The following is a 20,127-nucleotide window of genomic DNA, read 5'->3' as shown; positions in this document are numbered from 1 at the left end:
ATTAACGGAACAATCGGCGGTACAACAACATCGCTTATTGCATCAGATAAACTAAACGGAGTTCAAGCCGTAATCGGATCAAATCCGGGACAGGTTACTTTAACAGCAACTGCTCCAGCAGGACTTACAGTAAATACAACAGACGGAACTGTAACGGTAAGTGCAGGGGTAAAAGCAGGAAACTACGATGTAGAATATACGATCTGCGATAATAACAATCTTGGAACAAACTGTTCAACAGCAACTTCAACAGTTGTGGTAACAGCTTCAGATTTAGTTGCTAATTTAGATGCAGCAGGATCAGTTGTTGGAGGAAATACATCTCAAACGCTAATCAATGTTTTTGATAATGATACAAAAAACGGAGCTAAACTAGATCCGTCAGATGTAAAACTGACTCCTGGAACAGATCCAAAAGGATATTTAACAATCGATGCAAACGGAAACGCCGTTTTAGGGGCTAATGCTCCGGCAGGAAACTACGAGTTAACGTATGAAATCTGCGAGATTTTAAACCCAGCGAACTGTTCTTCAAATAAAGTAGAAGTTACCGTAACCGCTCCGGCAATCCTTGCAGTAAAAGAAACTTTAGGCCCAATTAACGGAACTATAGGCGGAAAAACAACTTCGCTAATTGCTTCAGATAAATTAAATGGAGTTCAGGCAGTTATCGGAACAAATCCTGGGCAAGTTACACTTACAGCAACAGCTCCAACAGGACTTACAGTAAATACAACAGACGGAACTATAACAGTAAGTGCGGGAGTAAAAGCAGGAAATTACGATGTAGAGTATACAATCTGCGATAATAACAATCTAGGAACAAACTGTTCAACAGCAACTTCAACAGTTGTAGTAACAGCTTCAGATTTAGTAGCTAATTTAGATGCAGCAGGATCAGTTGTTGGAGGAAATACATCTCAAACGCTTATCAATGTTTTTGACAACGATACCAAAAACGGAGCTAAACTAGATCCGTCAGATGTAAAACTGACTCCTGGAACAGATCCAAAAGGATATTTAGCAATTGATGCAAACGGAAATGCAGTTTTAGGTGCAAATGCTCCGGCAGGAAACTACGAATTAACGTATGAAATCTGCGAGATCTTAAACCCAGCGAACTGTTCTTCAAATAAAGTAGAAGTTACAGTAACCGCTCCGGCAATCCTTGCAGTAAAAGAAAACTTAGGCCCAATTAATGGAACAATCGGCGGAAAAACAACTTCGCTAATTGCTTCAGATAAATTAAATGGAGTTCAGGCAGTTATCGGAACAAATCCTGGGCAAGTTACACTTACAGCAACAGCTCCAACAGGACTTACAGTAAATACAACAGACGGAACTATAACAGTAAGTGCGGGAGTAAAAGCAGGAAATTACGATGTAGAGTATACAATCTGCGATAATAACAATCTAGGAACAAACTGTTCAACAGCAACTTCAACAGTTGTAGTAACAGCTTCAGATTTAGTAGCTAATTTAGATGCAGCAGGATCAGTTGTTGGAGGAAATACATCTCAAACGCTTATCAATGTTTTTGACAACGATACCAAAAACGGAGCTAAACTAGATCCGTCAGATGTAAAACTGACTCCTGGAACAGATCCAAAAGGATATTTAGCAATTGATGCAAACGGAAATGCAGTTTTAGGTGCAAATGCTCCGGCAGGAAACTATGAATTAACGTATGAAATCTGTGAGATTTTAAACCCTACGAACTGTTCTTCAAATAAAGTAGAAGTTACCGTAACCGCTCCGGCAATCCTTGCAGTAAAAGAAAACTTGGGTCCAATTAATGGTACAATCGGTGGAAAAACAACATCGCTTATTGCTTCAGATAAATTAAATAACATCCAAGCCGTTATCGGATCAAATCCTGGACAGGTTACACTTACAGCAACTGCTCCGGCAGGACTTACAGTAAATACAACAGACGGAACTGTAACAGTAAGTGCGGGCGTAAAAGCAGGAAACTACGATGTAGAATATACGATCTGCGATAATAATAATGCAGGAAATTGTTCAACAGCAATATCAACAGTTGTGGTAACAGCTTCAGATTTAGTTGCTAATTTAGATGCAGCAGGATCAGTTGTTGGAGGAAATACTTCTCAAACGCTTATCAATGTTTTTGATAATGATACAAAAAACGGCGCTAAACTAGATCCGTCAGATGTAAAACTGACTCCTGGAACAGATCCAAAAGGATACTTAACAATCGATGCAAACGGAAACGCCCTTTTAGGTGCAAATGCTCCGGCAGGAAACTACGAATTAACGTATGAAATCTGCGAGATTTTAAACCCAGCGAACTGTTCTTCAAATAAAGTAGAAGTTACGGTAGGAGCACCAGCAATCGATGCTGTTGCAGAAAGCTTAGGTTCAGTAAACGGAAGCACAGGCGGAAAAACAACAGATTCAGTAATTGTAAACGATAAATTAAACGGAGTTCAAGCGGTTGTAGGAACAAATCCGGGGCAAGTTATTTTAACAAAAGTAAATCTTCCAGCAGGATTTGTATTAGAATCAGACGGACGAGTAACAGTTCCGGCTAATACACCAATTGGAACTTACGAAATCGAATACAGCATCTGCGAAGTAACCAATCCAGCAAACTGCGATACAGCAAAAAGTACGGTTGAAGTTACAGGAGGGAAATTAATAGCAAATCCAGATTCAATTCCGTCAATTGTTGGAATAAATCAGCCGAGAACAGTTGTAAATGTTTTTGCTAATGATACCAATAACGGTTTACCAGTTGTACCAAGTGATGTTAAACTTTCGGTAGTAACTCCGGATCCAAAAGGATATTTAACCTTAAATCCTGACGGAACAGTTACACTGGGAGCAAATGCACCAAGAGGAACTTACGAATTGACTTATCAGATTTGTGAAATATTAAATCCATCAAATTGCAGTTCAGCAACGATAGAAGTTACGGTTGAAGAACCAACGATAACTGTTAAAGCAGATAGTTATTGCTCTAACAACGTTCCTTACGTATCTTACAATGTTGTGGCAGATAACTTCACACCAACAAACTTGTTAACGATTAAATGGATTGACAGCGCAAATAATGTTGTGGCAACTCAAACCAATCTTCCGTTAAGCGGTACTATTTTATGGCCGGGAGCAGTAATAGATGGTAACGGAAATGGAATAGGCTGGCCAGGATGGTTATTTGTTAACGATCAATGGATAGAAGGGGCTGATGGATTTGAAAACACAAAAACTAGCGTTAAGATGGAATTCTCAGTAAATCCAACTGCAAGTATTGTTGTAAATTATCCGCCTGCATCACCACAATGTAATGCAAGACCAACTTTTGTAATTGCAGCCAAAGACGATACTGCAGGGCCAGTAGATACAAGTAAAGGAACTAACACAGGAACCAACATATTTGATAATGATAAACTAAACGGAGTAAAAGTTAATCCGGCAGATGTCATTTTAACCACAGTTATTCCAAATGCCAATTTAGTTTTAAATGCTAATGGGGCAATAAGTGTAAAAGCAGGAACTCCATCAGGAACGTATCAATTGACTTATCAAATATGCGATGCTGCAAACCCATCAAACTGCAGTCAGGCAATTGTAAAAGTTGTGGTATCGAACTCGGTTAGTCCAATTGATCCGTTGGGGAATCTTGTTTTAAAAGATGATGCTCTTGTAGCCGTTGACGGTATAAATGGCTCGCTTGAATTTGTCAATGTTTTAGACAACGATTTACTAAAAGGACTGCCAATTAACCCAGCAGATGTTATCATTACAAATCAATCTGGCGATTCGAATTTTGAATTTAATGCTGACGGAACTGTAAATGTTAAACCAAATACACCAGGAAAAACGTATACAATAGTGTATCAGGTTTGCGAAAAAGCAAACCCAACAAATTGCAGCACGGCGACATTGCATGTATTTGTAGAAGTTCCGGCTATTGCACTTGTTAAAACAGCAGTGTTTAATGACGAAAACAATAACGACGTTGCAAATGCAGGAGAAACCATCACATATAAATTTAAAGTTACTAATACAGGAAATGTACCGTTAACTGGAATCACAATTACAGATCTTCTGCCTGGACTTAAAATGTCAGGACAAGCTTTAGATTTAAACGTTGGAGAATCTAACGATACTAACTTTTTGGCTCAGTATAAAATAACACAAGCAGATATTAATTCCGGAAAAGTAACCAATCAGGCAACAGTTCAGGGGAAAAGTGCAAGAGGAGTTGTGGTAGAAGATGCTTCCGATTATGAAAATACAGATGGAGATAAACCAACAGTATTAGACTTAAACGGATGTAAAATCAAAGTTTTCAATTCGCTTTCTCCAAACGGAGATCAGAAAAACGAACGATTCTATATTCAGGGGTTAGAATGTTATCCTGACAATACCGTAGAGATTTACAACCGTTGGGGAATTCTGGTTTTTGATGTAAACGGATATAATAATGAAGACAGAGCCTTTAGAGGATATTCATACGGTCGTACAACGCTAAAACAATCTGAAGGGCTTCCGGCAGGAACTTATTTCTATATTCTGAAATACAAAGACAGCGACTCGAACCCTCACGAAACATCAGGTTATTTATATATCAGTAAATAAAAAATACAAACGGCTTATCGCAGGCTAAGCCGTTTTTAAAATCTTAATAAATGAAAAAATTAGGTTTAATTTTTATGTTTTTTACCATTGTGTGTTCAGCGCAGCAAGACGCTCAATTCACACAATATATGTATAACACAATCGAGATCAACCCCGCTTATGCAGGATCTCGCGGTGTGTTGAGCGTTTTTGGTTTATACCGTGCACAATGGGTTGGTCTTGACGGAGCTCCGGAAACCAGTACTTTTTCTGTAAATACACCTTTAAACAACAGTAATTTAGGATTAGGAGTTTCGTTGGTAAACGATAAAATCGGGCCAACGAATGAAAACACCTTATCTGCAGATTTATCGTATAGTGTACCAACTTCAGAATCGTTTAAGCTTTCATTCGGTATTAAAGCGTCGGCAAATCTTTTTAATCTGGATATGAATAAATTAAGTTACGAAGATCAAAACGACGAAATGTTTCAGGATATTAGAAACAAGTTTACACCAAATATTGGAGCTGGAGTTTACTGGCATTCAGATCGTGCTTATTTAGGATTATCGGTTCCAAACTTCATCGAAACCAATCGCTACGGAGATAAAAACGGCGATACCGCTATTTTCAAAGACAAAATAAACTACTATTTTATAGCAGGTTATGTCTTTAATTTAGATCGTTTAGAATATGTAAAATTCAAACCAGCCTTGTTAACCAAAATGGTCGAAGGAGCACCTTTGCAGGTAGATGTTTCGGGTAATTTTATGTTTAATGATAAGTTTGTTCTTGGGCTTGCCTATCGCTGGAGTGCCTCTGTAAGTGCAATGGCAGGTTTTCAGGTTACAAAAGGAATGTATATAGGATACGGCTACGATCACGAAACCACTCAGTTAAGAAAATACAATTCAGGATCACATGAAATTTTCCTTCGTTTTGACTTTTTCAATAACTACAGCAAACTAACCTCACCAAGATTCTTTTAATTGATTTAAATATGAAAATTAAAAACCTAGTTTATTCCCTTTTGTTCTTTTGCTTTTTTTTCATGGCAAATGCACAAACAGCCAGTATAAAAAATGCAGATAAAAAATACGATAGTTACGCTTACGCGGATGCTGTAAAAGCTTATGAAACTTTAGTTGAAAAAGGAGTTAGAGACGAAAAAGTATTTCAAAGACTTGCCAATTCCTATTATTTTATAGGAGAATTACAAGAAGCCCTAAAGTACTATCAGGAATTATTCATCCTAAATGAAAATCAGGAAGCCGAGTATATGTACAAATATGCCCAATGCTTAAAATGGGAAGGAAGTTATGCTAAAGCAGATGAAATTCTCGAAAAATTCAGTCAAAAAGCACCATCAGATAAAAGAGCAAGTTTATTCCTAAAAAACAGAAATTATCTGGAAGATATCAAAGAAAATTCAGGCCGATTTGATATCGCAGATGCCGGAATTAACTCAAAAGATTCAGATTACGGAAGTACAATTTTAAACAATAAACTAGTATTTACCTCTGCCAGAGATACAGGTTCCGTAATAAAAAAGAATTTTAAATGGACAAACAAAGCCATTTCGACTTTATATGCAGTCGATTTAAATCCTGACGGAAGCATCGGAAAACCAATGTTGTTTCACAAAGCCAATTTAAAAGTAAACTTCAACCAATCGACACCCGTTTTTACAAAAGATGGGAAAACAATGTATTTCACCAGAAACAATTCTGTAGATGGAAAAAGAAGACAGAACGAAAATAAAATTACATTCTTAAAACTATACAAAGCAGTTTTAATCAATAACGAATGGAAAGAAGTTCAGGAACTTCCTTTCAACAGCGACGAATACAGCGTAGCGCATCCGGCATTGAGTGTAGACGAGAAAACCTTGTATTTTGCATCGGATATGCCCGGAACGTTTGGACTTTCGGATATCTTTAAAGTAAGTATAGAAGCCGACGGAACTTTTGGGAAACCAGAAAATTTAGGGCCGGAAATTAATACCGAAGGCAGAGAAACTTTTCCTTTTATTTCAGATGAAAATGAACTTTACTTTGCCAGCGACGGAAGACCAGGTTTAGGCGGACTTGATATTTATGTTTCAAAAATTAATAAAGACGGTTCTTTTGATGAAGTCCTAAATGTTGGAGAAACTATCAATAGTAAACAAGACGATTTTGCTTTTATCATTAACAGCAAAAACAGAAATGGTTTTTTCTCTTCAAACAGAGTAAACGGCCACGGACTTGACGATGTATACCGATTTACAGAAAACCGAAGATTAATCTGCGAACAGCAAATATCTGGAACAATTACAGATCAGGAAACAAACGAAATACTTTCAAATGTTGCACTGATTTTATTTGATGAAGCAGGGAAAGCCGTTGAAACAAAATCAGATGCCAATGGAAATTATGTTTTTTCGAATGTAAGATGCGGTAAAAAATATTTCATCAAAACATCAAAAGAAGATTATTTGTTTAAAGAAGTTTCTATAACGCTCAAAAAAGCAACAGGTTCAGTTTCACTCCCAATCGCTTTAGAAAAGAAACCGAAACCAATAACCGCAATTCCGGTTGTAATAAAAGCAAATAATAAGATTAAACCAGTTAAGGTTACGATTAACATAGGAACTGATTTAGGAAAATTATTAAACATCCCGATGAACTTTTTTGATTTAGGAAAAGCAACAATCAAAAAAACATCTGAGTCGCAATTGCAAAAATTGGTCGATATGTTAAACCAATATCCAACAATTAAAGTCGATATTCGTTCGCATACAGACAGCCGTTCCTCTTCAGAAAGTAATCAGATTTTATCAGATAAAAGAGCAGAATCAACAAAGAATTGGCTGGTAAGCAAAGGAATTAATGCCAATAGATTAACAGCAAAAGGATACGGAGAAACACAATTAGTAAATAAATGTGCCGATGGTGTAAAATGTACCGAAAAAGAACATCAGCAAAACAGACGCAGCGAATTTATAATTACAAGTTTGTAACTTGATTAAACAAAAAGGCTTTCTAGGAATTTATTTCAGAAAGTCTTTTTTAATATTTTAAAGCGTAAATAATATGTCGCTCCTACGGAGCTTTAAAAATTGTGGTTTATATCTCTATAAATATTGTGCTCCGCTGGAGCCCAAAGTCCCATTGTGACAAAATATTTATGACAGAGATTTGTATAAAAAAGAGCGCTCATAAAGTCGAAAGCCCCATCGGGACAAAATATTTATGATAGAGATTTGTATAAAAAAGAGCGCTCCTGAAGTCCAAAGTCCCATCGGGACGTAATATTTATAGAAACAAATCAGAATAAGAAAAAGAGCCCCATCGGGGTGACATATTATTCGGCCATAACATTTGAATTTGAAATAAACATATCCCTGATTTCGCTTAAAAATTCAAGTTCATCTAAAGGAAACATTTCCAATACTTTTTCTAAAATTAAAGACACATTAATAGATTGATTATTATGAGCTTCTTGATCTAATGCCAAAATGCACATTTTTAACATATTAGTTATTACACAGCCAAGTTCATAATAGTTTACAAGTTTAATTTGAGCAGCATTCGTTTCTAAAGTCGCATCAATAGGTTTTAAAGTGCTGAGATATCTGTCAGCTAATTTTTTTAGGTATGCTAATTTTTTAATTTCATTGGTTTCCATGATAGTATTTTGTGTTTTTTAGGTAAAAATCAAATGTACGAAAAAGTTTAAATAACATACTATAGTATGTTAAAAAGAATAAATAGAAAACGCAAATTGTCTGAAATTAAAAGAAAGTGGATAAGCCAGAAGATTTAAAGCGTTTAGGAACTAGGATTAAAGAGCTTAGGTTAGCTAAAGGATTATCACAAGCTCAACTAGGATTACTGATATTCAAAGATCAACAGTCTATACATAAGGCTGAAGCTGGCGAATTTAATCCTACATATCTTTATTTGCTTGCTATATCAAAAGGTTTAGAGATTTCGATGAAGGAGTTGATGGATTTCTAATAATTGAAACAGAATAAGAATAAAAGAAAAACTAAAAAACCTTTTTCTAAATTTGAAAAAGGCTTTCGATTTTTACAAATAAATAGCTTTTTGAATTAACTGAAAATCCAATCATAATCAATTAAATGTGCGAGATTGTTTGTTTCTTTACTGTCGGGATTAGTTTTCAGATATTTTTCATCGGCATCGACAACTTCTACAATTTGACCATCATCCCAAAAGTTTCTTTTATAATTCCAAATCCATGTAATAGCTGTATTCTCAGGTTTTTCTAATAATTCGATTGCATCTTTTTTGCTTACTTTTTTTGCTCTTGATATTGAGTCTTCATTAACTTTGTGCATTGCATAATGTGTTATAGCGTTGCCTGTCTTCCAAATTCCAGAAATTTTGTATTCTGCCATAATAAATAAATTAAATATTAATAATGTAGCAATGTATTGTTTCAATCATGAAAATAACCAAGTATATATACTCGTTTTTTTATTTTATTTAAAATGAGAGGAGTAAAAGAAAAACCATCACAAGCACTGCGTTTTTCGTAAAAAAGTCTTAAAATTCATTCATTTTTTTAAGGTAAAATTTTTTAAAATTGAGTTTTGTGTTATTATGTTTAAAATGAGTGCTTTAAGGTTTTAAAAAATCGATTTCGTTGTTTTTTATATTCATTTTTTTCTAACTTTATAAAACTAAAATTTTTCAGATATGACTGTAGATCAAATACTAAACGCAAAGGGGAAAAATGTTTTTTCGGTACGTTCAACAACAACCGTTTACGAAGCTCTAAAAGTAATGGGCGAAAAAAACATAGGCGCTATTCTTGTCATAGACGGAACCGATTTAAAAGGAATTTTGTCTGAAAGGGATTATGCTCGAAAAATTGTTTTAAAAGACAAATCCTCTAAAGAAACATTTGTGCATGAAATTATGGAAAGCAACGTTTTTTCGGTAAAGCTCTCCAATAATATTGAAGATTGTATGGAACTTATGAGTTCAAAAAGAATAAGACACCTGCCGGTTTTAGAAGACGGAATCGTCGTAGGAATCATTTCTATCAGCGATGTGGTTAAGGCAATTATCGAAATTCAAAAAGACACCATTCATCACTTAAACTCTTACATCTCACAGTAAATACTTCTATAAAATACTTTTTGAAATAGTCCGTATCAAATCGGGCTATTTTTTTTGATTCACCCATTTTGATATTTTAACAAAAGAAAGCAGTAAAATAACCCCATTTTAAACTAAGACTTATATCTTTGTAAGCTAGAATAAAAGCTAAAAATAATGAACAAAGAGAGTAAAAAAAGAGAGGCGTTACTGTATCACTCAGAGCCAACTCCAGGAAAAATTCAGGTAGTTCCAACAAAAAAATATGCAACCCAGAGAGACTTATCGCTGGCTTATTCGCCGGGAGTTGCTGAGCCTTGTTTAGCAATTGCAGAAAACATTGAAGATGTTTATAAATATACTGCAAAAGGAAATTTAGTTGCCGTAATTTCAAACGGTACAGCTGTTTTAGGTCTGGGAGACATAGGGCCGGAAGCAGGAAAACCTGTAATGGAAGGAAAAGGTTTGTTGTTTAAAATATTCTCGGATATTGACGTTTTTGATATCGAAGTTGATACAAAAAATGTTGAAGAATTTATTCAGACTGTAAAAAATATTGCTCCAACTTTTGGAGGTATTAATCTTGAAGATATCAAAGCACCGGAATCTTTTGAAATCGAAAGAAGATTAATAGAAGAATTAGATATTCCGGTAATGCACGACGATCAGCACGGAACCGCAATTATTTCTTCTGCAGCTTTAATCAACGCGCTTGAATTAGCAGGAAAAAAAGCAGAAGATGTAAAAGTAGTAGTTTCTGGTGCAGGATCTGCAGCAATTGCTTGTACAGATTTATATGTTTTATTAGGAGTAAAAGTCGAAAATGTTTTAATGTTTAACAGTAAAGGACTTTTAACTAAAGACAATACTTCATTATCAGAACTGCAATTAAAATATGCAATTGACGGTCCTAAAATTGAATTAGCAGAAGCTGTAAAAGGCGCTGATGTTTTCATCGGATTATCTTCTGGAGATATTTTATCAGCAGAAATGTTGTTGACAATGAAAGAAAACCCGATTGTTTTTGCAATGGCAAATCCAAATCCGGAAATCGATTATAATTTAGCTGTAGAAACCCGTAAAGACGTTATTATGGCTACAGGCCGTTCTGACTTTCCTAATCAGGTAAACAACGTTCTTGGTTTTCCATATATTTTTAGAGGAGCATTAGACGTAAGAGCGACAAAAATTAACGAAGCTATGAAAATGGCGGCTGTTAAAGCTTTGGCTATTTTAGCAAAAGAACCAGTTCCGGAACAAGTTAACGTAGCTTACGGAGCAATGAAATTAGGTTTCGGTCAGGAATATATCATTCCTAAACCATTCGATCCTAGATTGATTACAGTTGTTGCGCCGGCTGTTGCAAAAGCAGCAATGGAATCTGGAGTAGCAAAAAATCCTATTACAGACTGGGCTGCTTATGAAGATAAGCTTCGCGAACGTATGGGTAATGATAACAAAATGGTACGTTTACTTACAAACCGTGCTAAATTAGACCCTAAAAAAGTTGTTTTTGCTGAGGCAGATCAATTAAATGTATTAAAAGCAGCACAAATTGTACACGAAGACGGAATTGGTATTCCGGTTTTATTAGGAAACAGAGAAACTATTTTAGATCTAAAAACCGAATTAGGTTTTGATGCTGAACTAGAAATCATTGACCCTAAAACAAACGAAGAAGAAGCAAGACGTAACAGATTTGCAAATTCATACTGGGAGACAAGAGAGCGCAGAGGTGTTTCATTGCTTGATGCTCAGAAATTTATGCGCGAAAGAAACTATTTCGCAGCCATGATGGTAAACGAAGGCGAAGCAGATGCTGTAGTTACAGGTTACTCTAGAAGTTATCCAAGTGTTGTAAAACCAATGCTTCAGTTAATCGAAAAAGCACCTGGAGCTTCACTTGTTGCAACTGCAAACATGATGTTAACTTCTCGCGGGCCAATGTTTTTATCAGATACAGCTATAAACATCAATCCATCATCGCAAGATTTAGTGAACATTGCACTTATGACAGCTAAAACAGCCAAAATGTTCGGAATTGAGCCTGTAATAGCAATGGTTTCTTATTCAAACTTTGGGTCATCAACACATCAAAATGCATCAAAAGTAAGAGAAGCAGTAGCTTATTTACATAAAAATCACCCTGAGATGGTCGTAGATGGTGAAATTCAGGCAGATTTTGCTTTAAATTCTGAAATGCTTAAAGAGAAATTCCCTTTCTCTAAATTAGCAGGAAAGAAAGTAAATACACTGATATTCCCTAACTTAGAGTCAGCAAATATTACGTATAAGTTGATGAAAGAATTGAATAAATCAGCTTCTATTGGTCCAATTATGATGGGAATGAATAAACCAGTTCACATTTTTCAATTAGGAGCAAGCGTTGAAGAGATGGTAAACATGGCAGCAATCGCGGTCATCGACGCTCAGGAAAAGGAAAGTAAGAAGAACAAATTAGCGCAGTAGTCCAATAAAAATAAGGATCAAATAAAATTGTCTTAATTTTATTGCATTTTTATTATATTTGATTCTTATTAAATTATACTATGATAGCACACTTGCAGGGAAAATTGGTTGAAAAGAATCCTACAGAAGTTGTAATTGATTGCGGTGGAGTAGGTTACCATGTAAATATATCTTTACATACCTTTTCATTAATTCCTAATGCTGATTTTATAAAATTGTATACGCATCTTCAAATTAAAGAAGATGCGCATACTTTATACGGTTTTGCAGAAAAATCTGAACGAGAGATATTTAGAATGCTGTTGTCTGTTTCAGGAATTGGAGCCGGTATTGCACGAACAATGCTTTCTTCGATAGAACCAAGACAAATTATCAATGCAATCGCCTCTGGAGACGTGGGAATTATCCAGTCTATAAAAGGAATTGGAAACAAAACAGCACAACGTGTAATACTTGATTTGAAGGAAAAAGTGTTAAAGTTGTACGATTTAGATGAAGTTTCGGTAGTTCAAAACAATACAAATCGAGATGAAGCGTTATCTGCTTTGGAAGTTTTAGGATTTGTGAGAAAAACTTCTGAAAAAGTAGTAGAAAAGATCGTTAAAGAAGATCCGGATGCTACTGTAGAAACGATCATTAAGAAGGCTCTAAAAAGCTTATAAAATCAATTTTATATAACCAATTGTATGCGTAAAATTTGTATTTTTTTACTGGTTTTATTTTGTGGTAACGTTTTGCGATCACAAGTAAATCCGGCGGCTCAAGATACAACTAAGACTCAGTTTTCTGTAGGGAAAATGGAGTTAGAAAATCCTCCAAGCATACTTTCGGCATATAAATACGATCCCATTACAGATCGTTATATTTACACAACATCTGTAGATGGTTTCTCCATCAATTATCCTTTGGTTTTAACTCCTAAAGAATATGAAGATTTAGTTCTAAAAGAATCAAGGCGAGATTATTTTAGAAAAAAAATGGATGCCATTGATGGTAAAAAGAATAACAGCGAAGCCGCAAAAAAAGATTTACTGCCAAGATATTACATCAATTCAAGTCTTTTTGAAAGCGTATTTGGAAGTAACACCATAGACGTAAAACCAACAGGTTCTGTCGAAATGGATTTAGGTCTTCGTTACACTAAACAAGATAATCCCGCATTTTCACCCCGAAACAGATCAAGCCTTACATTCGACTTCGATCAGCGCATCAGCATGAGTTTGATGGGGAAAATAGGAACAAGACTAGAGGTAAATGCCAATTACGATACCCAGTCAACATTTGCTTTCCAGAATTTATTTAAACTGGCCTATACTCCTTCAGAAGATGATATTATCCAAAGTATAGAAGTGGGTAATGTCAGCATGCCGCTTAACAGTACTTTAATTCGCGGAGCTCAAAGCTTATTTGGGGTAAAAGCAAAACTGCAATTCGGAAGAACTACTTTTACGGGAGTATTCTCTGAGCAAAAATCGCAGACCAAAAGTGTAGTAGCAGAAAACGGAGGTACAGTTCAAAACTTCGATTTATATGCTCTTGATTACGATAACGATCGTCACTTTTTCTTATCGCAGTATTTTAGAAATAAATACGACGCTTCATTAGAAAAATATCCTTTTATTGACAGTCGTGTTCAAATTACAAGAATCGAAGTCTGGGTAACTAATAAACAAAACAGGGTTTCGACAAACAATAACAACTTAAGAAACATTATTGCACTTCAGGATTTAGGAGAAAGTCAGCTTACAGGTATTCCGGATAATGAGGTAGTCGTAATAAGTTCTACAGCAGGATTCTTTAACAATCCAGCTAACAGCCCGGCAAGTAATACGAATAACAAATACGACCCGGCAACAATTGGTCAGTCTGGTTCTTTCTTAAATACAAATATTAGAGAGATCGTAACAGCAAAATCCGGATTCAACAATACAAACGTAAGCGAAGCAACAGATTATTCTGTATTAGAAAATGCAAGAAAACTTACTGCAAACGAATTTACTTTTAATCCACAGTTAGGTTATATCTCATTACAGCAGCGTTTAGCAAATGACGAAATTCTGGCAGTTGCTTTTGAATATACTGTTGGAGATAAGATCTATCGAGTTGGGGAGTTTGGAAGTGATGGTATTGATGGTACCGTAGTAACCGGAAACAATAATGCAAATCAGGCCATTATTACGCAGAGTTTAGTTTTAAAAATGCTGAAAAGTAATTTGACAAACGTTAAAAATCCGGTTTGGAACCTGATGATGAAAAACGTTTATCAAATTCCTCAAGCGTATCAAATTAAACAAGACGATTTCAGGTTAAACATCCTTTATACAGATCCTTCTCCTATAAATTATATTACTCCGGTTCAAGGTTCATCTTTCCCTCCAAATCCAACATCAGATAATAAGGTAGAGCAAACCCCATTATTAAATGTTTTTGATCTGGATCGTTTAAATTATAATAATGACCCGCAGACAGGCGGAGATGGTTTCTTCGATTTTATTCCTGGAATCACGGTCGATGTTCAAAACGGACGAATTATTTTTACCACTAAAGAGCCATTTGGAGAACTTATATTTGACAAATTGAAAGATGGTGGTCAGAGTTATAACGATCCATCAACCTATAATGCAAATCAGCAGAAATACGTTTTTAGAAATATGTACCGTAATACACAAGCTGGTGCATTGCAGGATAGTGATAAAAACAAATTCTTGTTAAGAGGAAAATATAAATCATCTGGAAGTAACGGAATTCCAATTGGAGCATTTAACGTACCGCAGGGTTCTGTTGTTGTTACAGCTGCAGGTAGAGTTCTGGTAGAAGGAATAGATTACAGCGTCGATTATCAATTAGGTCGAGTACAAATTCTGGATCCTTCATTGCAGGCTTCTAATACTCCAATCGAAGTTTCGTTAGAAAACAATTCCATCTTCGGACAGCAGACACGAAGATTTATGGGATTGAATGTAGAACATAAATTTTCGGATAATTTTGTACTTGGTGGTACTTTTTTAAAAATGACCGAAAGGCCTTTTACTCAAAAATCGAGTTATGGTCAGGAATCGGTAAACAATACGATCTTTGGATTTAACGGAAATTATTCAACAGAAGTTCCGTTTTTGACAAGATTAGCAAATAAACTTCCAAACATTGATACTGATGTTCCTTCTAATTTATCAATCCGTGGAGAAGTAGCGTTTTTAAGACCAGATGCTCCAAAAGCAAGTGATTTTGAAGGCGAAGCTACTATTTATGTAGATGATTTCGAAGGTTCGCAGTCTACAATCGATATGCGTTCTGCTTATGCTTGGAGTTTAGCTTCAGTACCATTTATAAAAGCAGATGGAGATCCTACTTTTAATGCGAATTTTGAGGATTTAAGATATGGTTACAAGAGAGCAAAATTATCATGGTATACAATCGATCCTGTTTTTTATTCTTCAAAACCATCCGGAATTTCAAATGATGATTTATCGTTAAATACGACAAGAAGAATTTACAGTAGAGAGTTATATCCAAACACAGATATTGCACAAGGGCAAATTCAGGTTGTTAATACACTTGACTTAACTTATTATCCTTCTCAAAGAGGACCATACAATAACAACCCGGATTTTGCAACAAGTAATCCATCTTCGAATTTTGGAGGAATTATGCGTGCCTTAAATTCAACAAACTTCGAGCAGGGAAATGTAGAATATATTCAGTTTTGGGTTCTTGATCCTTATGTTGGAAACGGCGAAGCACCAACAACAAATTCAGGTAAAATATATTTCAACTTAGGTGAAATTTCAGAAGACGTTTTAAAAGACGGAAGAAAACAATATGAAAACGGATTAGGACCAGATCAGATTATGGTAAATCCTCAGCCTATTTGGGGAGACGTTCCGGCATCGCAATCTTTAATTTATGCTTTTGATACCAATCCTGATAATAGAAAAAATCAAGACGTTGGTTTAGATGGTCTTCCAAGTTCAAGAGAAGGTTCTGTGTACACAAACTATGCAGGAGAAGCAGATCCGGCGGCAGATGATTATACTTATTATTTAAATACCGAAGGAGGTGTTTTAGACCGTTATAAAAATTACAATGGTACAGAAGGAAACTCAGCCGTAAGTATCAATGATCCTAATCGTGGTTCTACAACATTGCCGGATGTTGAGGATATTAACCGTGATAATACAATGAGTACAATCAATGCTTATTATGAATATAGTATTGATATTAAGCCAGGCATGGTGCCAGGATCAAATTATGTTACAGACGTTCGTGAGCCAGGAGATATTGGTCCGGTTGATTTACCAAATGGAAGTACAACGAATGCAAGATGGATTCAGTTTAAAATTCCGGTTTCACAACCTCAAAATACAATTGGAAACATTACTGATTTTAGATCTATTCGTTTCATGCGTATGTTCATGACTGGTTTTAACGATCAAATGACAGTTCGTTTTGGAGCTTTAGATTTAGTAAGAGGAGAGTGGAGAAGATACACAGGAACACTTGATGCAAACGATCCAAACCCTAGCGATGATGGTGTAGAGTTTGATGTTGCAGCAGTTAATATTCAGGAAAACGGAACGAAATGTCCGGTAAACTATGTAATGCCTCCGGGTGTTAGAAGAGAACAATTGTATAATAATAATACTGTTATCAATCAAAACGAGCAGGCATTATCGGTTAGAATAGGCGGAACAGGTTTACAATATCAAGATTCAAGAGCTGTTTTCAAAAACGTAAGTGTAGATATGCGTCAATACAAAAAACTGAAAATGTTCTTACACGCAGAATCATTACCAAATGAAATCGCATTAGAAGATGGAGAAATGATAGGGTTTATCCGTTTTGGAAATGACTTTACACAAAACTTCTATCAAGTTGAGATTCCGTTAAAAGTGACAAAAGCAGGTGGAAGTTGTGCGATAAGTCCAGATCAGGTTTGGATGGATGAGAACAGTATCGATTTAGCACTTGAGTTATTGACAAGAATGAAAATTAAGGGAATGAATATTGATATTGGTTCTCCAAAAAGAGATATTAACGGTATTTATTACCCGGATAATGATCCAGAGGTCGATGGTGGTGATGGTGACGATAAATTGATTTTAGGTATTAAAGGAAATCCTAACTTTGGTTTGGTTCGAAACTTAATGGTTGGGGTAAAAAGCAGGGCTGACCATAAAGATCTTAAAGGAGAATTCTGGTTTAATGAACTTCGTTTAGCCGATTTGGAAAACAAAGGCGGAATGGCAGCGATATTAAATGTCGATACCAATATGGCCGATTTTGCAACTCTTTCTGCGACTGGAAAGAAAAGTACAATTGGTTTTGGATCTCTGGAACAAGGAGCTAATGAGCGCAGTCGTGAAGATATACAACAGTATAATATCGTTACAAATTTAAATTTAGGAAAACTGCTTCCAAAAAAATGGGGAATCAATCTGCCGTTTAATTATGCTATTGGCGAAGAAGTAATTACTCCGGAATACGATCCGTTTAATCAGGATATTAAATTAAATCAGTTAATTAGAGAAACTACAGATCAGGCAGAAAAAGACAATATTAGAACTCGTGCTGTTGATTATACAAAACGAAAAAGTATCAACTTCATTGGTGTAAGAAAAGACAGGGCACCTGAGCAAAAACCTCATATTTATGATGTAGAGAATTTTACATTCTCGCAATCCTATAATCAGGTGGAGCGTCATGATTATGAAGTAGAAAGTTATGAAGATGAACAGTCTAATAGTGCTGTAAACTATGCTTATACTTTCCAACCGAAAGAAATAGTGCCGTTTAAGAGTACAAAATTCATGAAGAAAAGTGATTATTGGAAATTGCTGAGTGATTTCAATTTTAATTACCTTCCGTCTAATATATCTTTCAATACTAATATTTTAAGACAAAGCAATCGCCAGCAGTTTAGAGAGGTGGAGTTAACCAATGGAAGTATTGGATTAGATCCGCTTTATAGAAGAAATTTTGCATTTAATTATCAATATGGATTCGGTTTCAACTTAACGAAATCATTAAAACTAAATTATTCTGCAACCTCAAATAATATTGTTAGAAACTTCTTAAACGATGATAATTCTCCAAAAGAAGATTTTAATATTTGGGACGATTATTTCGATATTGGAACACCAAACCAGCATGCGCAGCAATTGGTTTTAAATTATGAAATTCCAATTAATAAAATTCCAATTTTCAGCTTTGTTAAGGCGAGTTATTCTTATACCGCAGATTATAGCTGGCAGCGTTCTTCAACAGCATTCTCAGAATATGAAGATCCAAATGGTAATGTATTTGATTTAGGAAACACGATTCAAAATGCTAACTCAAATACGCTTACCACAACGTTGAATATGAATATGCTGTACAAATATCTTGGTTTAACGCCGGGAGCAAAAAAACAAGCAAAACCTAAGCCGGTGGCACCACCAAAACCGGGAGAGAAAATTGTTAACACAGCAAAACCGGTAGTAAGTACAAGTCCGTTTTATGATGGCCTTATTGGAGTTTTAACGAGTGTAAAAAATGTGCAGATTAATTACACGAAAAACAGCGGAACTGTTTTACCGGGTTATACACCAAGTGTTGGATTTTTAGGAACCTCTAAACCAAGTTTAGGATTTATTTTTGGAAGCCAGGACGATGTACGTTACGAAGCAGCTAAAAACGGATGGTTAACCATGTATCAGGATTTCAACCAGAATTTTACACAAGTTTCGAATAAACTTTTAAAGATTACGGCAAATATTGATTTACTGCCAGATTTAAAAATAGATTTATCAATGGACAGGGCTTATTCTGAAAATACTTCAGAACAATACAGCGTTGATCCAACAACAAGAGAATATAAGCCTTTATCGCCTTATACTTATGGTATGTTCTCTATTTCAACAATAATGATTAAAACAGCTTTTTCAACAAGTAACGAAGTTGAATCGGCGGCATTTGATGATTTTAGAAACAACCGTATGATAATTGCAAATCGTTTGGCCGAAGAACATTATGGTTCAGGTACAGTAATCCCAAGATATGGTGATGCATTAAACCCTATTCCGGCTGAAACAGATCCTAATTATAAGATTTATGTAGCTAATCAGGGATATCCTATTGGATACACAAAAAGTAATCAGGCCGTTTTACTGCCTGCTTTCTTAGCAGCTTATACAGGTGGTGATGCATCAAGTTCATCGACAGATATTTTTAGAAGTTTCCCAATTCCAAACTGGAGTATTAAGTATAATGGTTTAATGAGATATAAGTACTTTAAAGATAAATTTAAACGTTTTTCATTACAGCACAATTATAGAGCATCTTATACAATAAACCAGTTTAGATCTAATTTTGATTACAACAACAGTACGCCGCAAGTGCAGGATGTTAATACGAATTTCTATAATCAAACGATCATGTCTAATGTCAATTTAGTAGAGCAGTTCAGCCCGCTTATTCGAATGGATTTTGAATTGAAAAGCTCTTTACGTGTTCTTTCTGAAATTAAAAAAGACAGAGCATTATCGATGAGTTTTGATAATAACTTGTTGACAGAAGTAAGAGGTATGGAATACATAATTGGTTTGGGTTACCGCTTTAAAGATGTAATTTTTTCATCGAGATTAGCAGACAGCCCAACGGGAATTATCAAAAGTGATATCAATATTAAAGCCGATTTCTCTCTTAGAAATAACGAAACATTAGTACGTTATTTAGATTATGATAACAATCAGCTGGCGGCGGGACAAAATATCTGGTCAGTTAAATTAACGGCAGATTATGCCTTTAGTAAAAACCTAACCGCAATATTTTATTACGATCACTCGTTCTCAAAAGCCGTTATCTCGACATCATTCCCGTTAACGAATATAAGATCAGGATTTACGCTTCGATATAATTTCGGAAATTAAATTTAAGTTTCTAAACAAGATTTTCTTAGAAGATTGTTACATTTGTGACATAA

General features: G+C 35.3%; 10 protein-coding genes. 8 read left to right on the top strand and 2 right to left on the bottom strand.

Annotated elements, in window-relative coordinates; genetic code table 11:
• From AC1RRQ_RS05325 to AC1RRQ_RS05315, 3 genes are all read left to right on the top strand, one after another.
• A partial coding sequence (locus tag AC1RRQ_RS05325; protein ID WP_493021989.1) for a T9SS type B sorting domain-containing protein occupies positions 1-4,608 on the top strand: 4,608 nt, incomplete at its 5' end.
• A 50-nt stretch (positions 4,609-4,658) separates the two neighbouring features.
• Positions 4,659-5,576 (top strand): PorP/SprF family type IX secretion system membrane protein, encoded by a 918-nt coding sequence (locus AC1RRQ_RS05320; RefSeq protein WP_493021988.1) that lies wholly within the window; start codon positions 4,659-4,661, stop codon positions 5,574-5,576.
• A gap of 11 nt (positions 5,577-5,587) precedes the next feature.
• Positions 5,588-7,588, top strand: a complete 2,001-nt coding sequence (locus AC1RRQ_RS05315; RefSeq protein ID WP_493021987.1) for an OmpA family protein — start codon at positions 5,588-5,590, stop codon at positions 7,586-7,588.
• A 344-nt stretch (positions 7,589-7,932) separates the two neighbouring features.
• On the opposite strand, the gene AC1RRQ_RS05310 is transcribed toward AC1RRQ_RS05315, so the two are convergent.
• On the bottom strand, positions 7,933-8,256 hold the full coding sequence (locus tag AC1RRQ_RS05310; RefSeq protein WP_493021986.1) for a hypothetical protein: 324 nt from the start codon (positions 8,254-8,256) through the stop codon (positions 7,933-7,935).
• Between the two features lie 116 nt (positions 8,257-8,372).
• Between AC1RRQ_RS05310 and AC1RRQ_RS05305 the strand changes: the two genes are divergently transcribed.
• Positions 8,373-8,588 (top strand): helix-turn-helix domain-containing protein, encoded by a 216-nt coding sequence (locus AC1RRQ_RS05305; protein WP_493021985.1) that lies wholly within the window; start codon positions 8,373-8,375, stop codon positions 8,586-8,588.
• A gap of 95 nt (positions 8,589-8,683) precedes the next feature.
• Here AC1RRQ_RS05305 and AC1RRQ_RS05300 read toward each other — a convergent pair whose 3' ends face one another.
• The gene (locus AC1RRQ_RS05300) at positions 8,684-8,992 is read right to left on the bottom strand and encodes a DUF3892 domain-containing protein (RefSeq protein WP_493021984.1); all 309 of its coding nucleotides are present in this window, start codon (positions 8,990-8,992) and stop codon (positions 8,684-8,686) included.
• 301 nt (positions 8,993-9,293) lie between these two features.
• Between AC1RRQ_RS05300 and AC1RRQ_RS05295 the strand changes: the two genes are divergently transcribed.
• The 4 genes from AC1RRQ_RS05295 to sov all read left to right on the top strand — a co-directional run bounded on the left by AC1RRQ_RS05295 (position 9,294) and on the right by sov (position 20,074).
• Positions 9,294-9,719, top strand: coding sequence for a CBS domain-containing protein (locus AC1RRQ_RS05295; protein ID WP_493021983.1), 426 nt, complete (start codon positions 9,294-9,296; stop codon positions 9,717-9,719).
• 156 nt (positions 9,720-9,875) lie between these two features.
• A complete protein-coding gene (locus AC1RRQ_RS05290; protein ID WP_493021982.1) occupies positions 9,876-12,167 on the top strand; it encodes an NADP-dependent malic enzyme in 2,292 nt (763 codons plus the stop codon).
• 80 nt (positions 12,168-12,247) lie between these two features.
• Entirely contained in the window at positions 12,248-12,829 is a 582-nt protein-coding gene (gene ruvA / locus AC1RRQ_RS05285; RefSeq protein WP_493021981.1) for a Holliday junction branch migration protein RuvA, read from the top strand.
• Between the two features lie 24 nt (positions 12,830-12,853).
• Positions 12,854-20,074, top strand: coding sequence for a T9SS outer membrane translocon Sov/SprA (gene sov, locus AC1RRQ_RS05280; protein WP_493021980.1), 7,221 nt, complete (start codon positions 12,854-12,856; stop codon positions 20,072-20,074).
• The last annotated feature ends 53 nt before the right edge of the window (positions 20,075-20,127 follow it).

It is taken from the genome of Flavobacterium sp. GW821-FHT12A05 (assembly GCF_058807735.1).
This window is presented reverse-complemented; position numbering and strand designations above follow the sequence as displayed.